Below are 2,392 nucleotides of genomic sequence, written 5' to 3' on the forward strand. Positions count from 1 at the left end.
GCCGCCGACGACACCGCCGCCGCCTTCCGCGAGACGAGGAACGCCGTCCTGGACATCATCGACCGCACCCAGACCGCCGGCGCCGCCAGGACCGTGGTGCTGCTGAAGGGCGCGGTCGTGGAGGAGGGGACGACCTCGGCCGTCCTGGACGCCCCGGCCCACGACTACACCAGGCGCCTGGTGGCGGCCGTCCCCTGACATGACCGACGAATCTCGTACCCGGGAAAGGTAATACCTGCATGCACGACCTCATCCTGCGCGGCGGCACCCTGCACGACGGGTTCGGCTCGCCAGGCCGCACCGCGGACGTGGCCATCGGCGGCGGACGCGTCACCGCGACCGGCCGCGACCTCGGCCGGGCCGCCCGCGTGGTGGACGTGGACGGCATGGTCGTCGCGCCCGGCTTCATCGACCCGCACAGCCATTCCGACACCGTGCCGTTCATGGCCGGTGCGCAGCCGTTCAAGCTGTGGCAGGGCGTCACCACCGAGATCATCGGGAACTGCGGCTTCTCCTGCGGGCCGGCCGACCCCGAGTCGGCCCGTTTCACCCCCGGGATCTTCGGCGAGCACGCCTTCACCACCTTCGGCGGCTACCTCGACGCCGTGGAGCGGGAGGGCACGACCAACAACCTGGCCGCGCTCGTCGGCCACAACACGCTGCGCACGGCCGTCTGCGGCATGGACGCCGCGCCGCCGCCCGGCGCGCTCGACCGGATGACCGAGCTGGCCGAGGAGGCGTTCGCCGCGGGCGCGTGCGGGCTGTCCAGCGGCCTGGAGTACGTGCCGGGCGCCTACGCCGGCACCGGCGAGCTGATCGCGCTGGCCCGCGCGGCCCGGCGCTGGAACCTCGTCTACGCCACCCACCTGCGCAGCGAGAGCGAGGGGCTGGCCGGCGCGCTGGACGAGGCCGTCGAGGTCGCCGCGGCGGCCGGGGTGCGGCTCCAGGTCTCCCACTGCAAGGCGTCGGGCCGGGCCGTGCACGGCTCGTCGGCCATGCTGCTGGACAAGCTGACGGCCGCCCGGGTCCGGGGCGTGGACGTGCGGGCCGACGTGTACCCGTACCGGGCGTTCTGCACCGGGCTGGTCGCGCTGCTGCCGCCCGCCGCGTGCGAAGGCGGCGAGCCGGAGCTGCTCAGGAGGCTGGCCGACCCGGCGGAACGGCGGGCGCTGCGCGCGCTGGCCGAGGATCCCGAGCGCACGACCGGCGTCGGCCTGTGGCGGGAGACGCACCCCGAGGACGTGCGGCTGCTGCGGCACTCCTCCGCCGCCGTCACCGGCCGATCGCTGGCCGACCTGCTGGACGGCCGCGAGCCCTGGGACGCGCTGTGCGACCTGCTCATGGCCGACCCGCACGCCGACGGCGTCTTCCACACCATGCACGACGACGACGTCACCCGGATCATGCGGCACCCCCTGGTGTCGATCGGCTCCGACGGCGGGCCCCCCGACGGACCGACCCACCCGCGCACGTACGGCACCTTCCCCACCTTCCTCGGCGAGTACGTGCGCGAGCGCGGGGTCGTGCCGATGGCCGAGGCGATCAGAAAGGTCGGCTCGGCCACCGCGGCCCAGTTCGGCCTGGCCGACCGGGGCTGGCTGGGCAGGGGAGCGGTGGCCGACGTGTGCGTGTTCGACCCCGCCGCCATCCGCCACGACGGCACCTACGACCAGCCCGCCACCCGCCCGGCCGGCGTCACCCACGTGCTCCTGGGCGGCCGCATGGTGATCGACGACGGCGAGTTCACCGGCGGCCGGCACGGACGTCTCCTGCGCGGGGGCCGGGCGTGAGCGGCCAGGGCCGGGTGACGCTCGGCGTGCTGCTCGACAGCCTCGGCGCGGAGACGGTGAGCGCGCTGTGCCTGCCGGCCGGCCGCCAGGCGATGGTGGGCGCGCCGGTCATCCACGGCTCCGACGAGCCGCTGGCCGCCTACGCCGGGGCGCTGCTGCTGGCCACCGGCAGGCCGGAGCCGTCCCTGCTGGAGAGCGCGGCCGGGGCGGGCGTGAGCGCGGTCGTCGTCCGGGCCGGGATCGGCGACGCCGCCGCGCTGACCGAGGCGGCCCGCGGCGCGGGCGTGGCGCTGCTGGCCGCCGCCCCCGGCCTGGCCTGGGGCCAGCTCTACGCCCTGGTGGACGCCCTGCTCGCGCTCGTCGCCCCGGCCGCGGACCTGGGCGGCGGCCAGGCGGGCGACCTGTTCGCGCTGGCCAACCAGGTCGCCGCCCGCGTCGGGGGCGCGGTGGCCATCGAGGACCTGGCCATGCGCGTCCTGGCCTACTCCACGATCGGCCAGCCGATCGACGACCTGCGCAGGGAGGGCATCCTCGGCCGGCGCGTGCCCGAGCACCCGACGAACGCCGAGGAGTACGCCGCCGTCCTGCGCTGCGAGGGGGCC

At 76.1% G+C, this 2,392-nt stretch carries 1 protein-coding gene and 2 pseudogenes; all 3 read left to right on the forward strand.

Features of this window, described 5'->3' with window-relative positions; genetic code table 11:
• A pseudogene (locus ACWCSD_RS51575) lies at positions 1 to 198 on the forward strand (ABC transporter ATP-binding protein); the annotation flags it as partial.
• Between the two features lie 41 nt (positions 199 to 239).
• Positions 240 to 1,790, forward strand: a complete 1,551-nt coding sequence (locus ACWCSD_RS51580) for an N-acyl-D-amino-acid deacylase family protein (RefSeq protein WP_449927057.1) — start codon at positions 240 to 242, stop codon at positions 1,788 to 1,790.
• Positions 1,787 to 2,392, forward strand: a pseudogene (locus ACWCSD_RS51585) (hypothetical protein); the annotation flags it as partial. The gene ACWCSD_RS51580 and the pseudogene ACWCSD_RS51585, both read left to right, overlap by 4 nt.

The organism is Nonomuraea sp. NPDC001684, assembly GCF_053596515.1.

Bases quoted from the DNA above. Each gene is read 5' to 3' on its own strand.
- ACWCSD_RS51580 (WP_449927057.1), top strand. From the start codon at position 240: ATGCACGACCTCATCCTGCGCGGCGGCACCCTGCACGACGGGTTCGGC.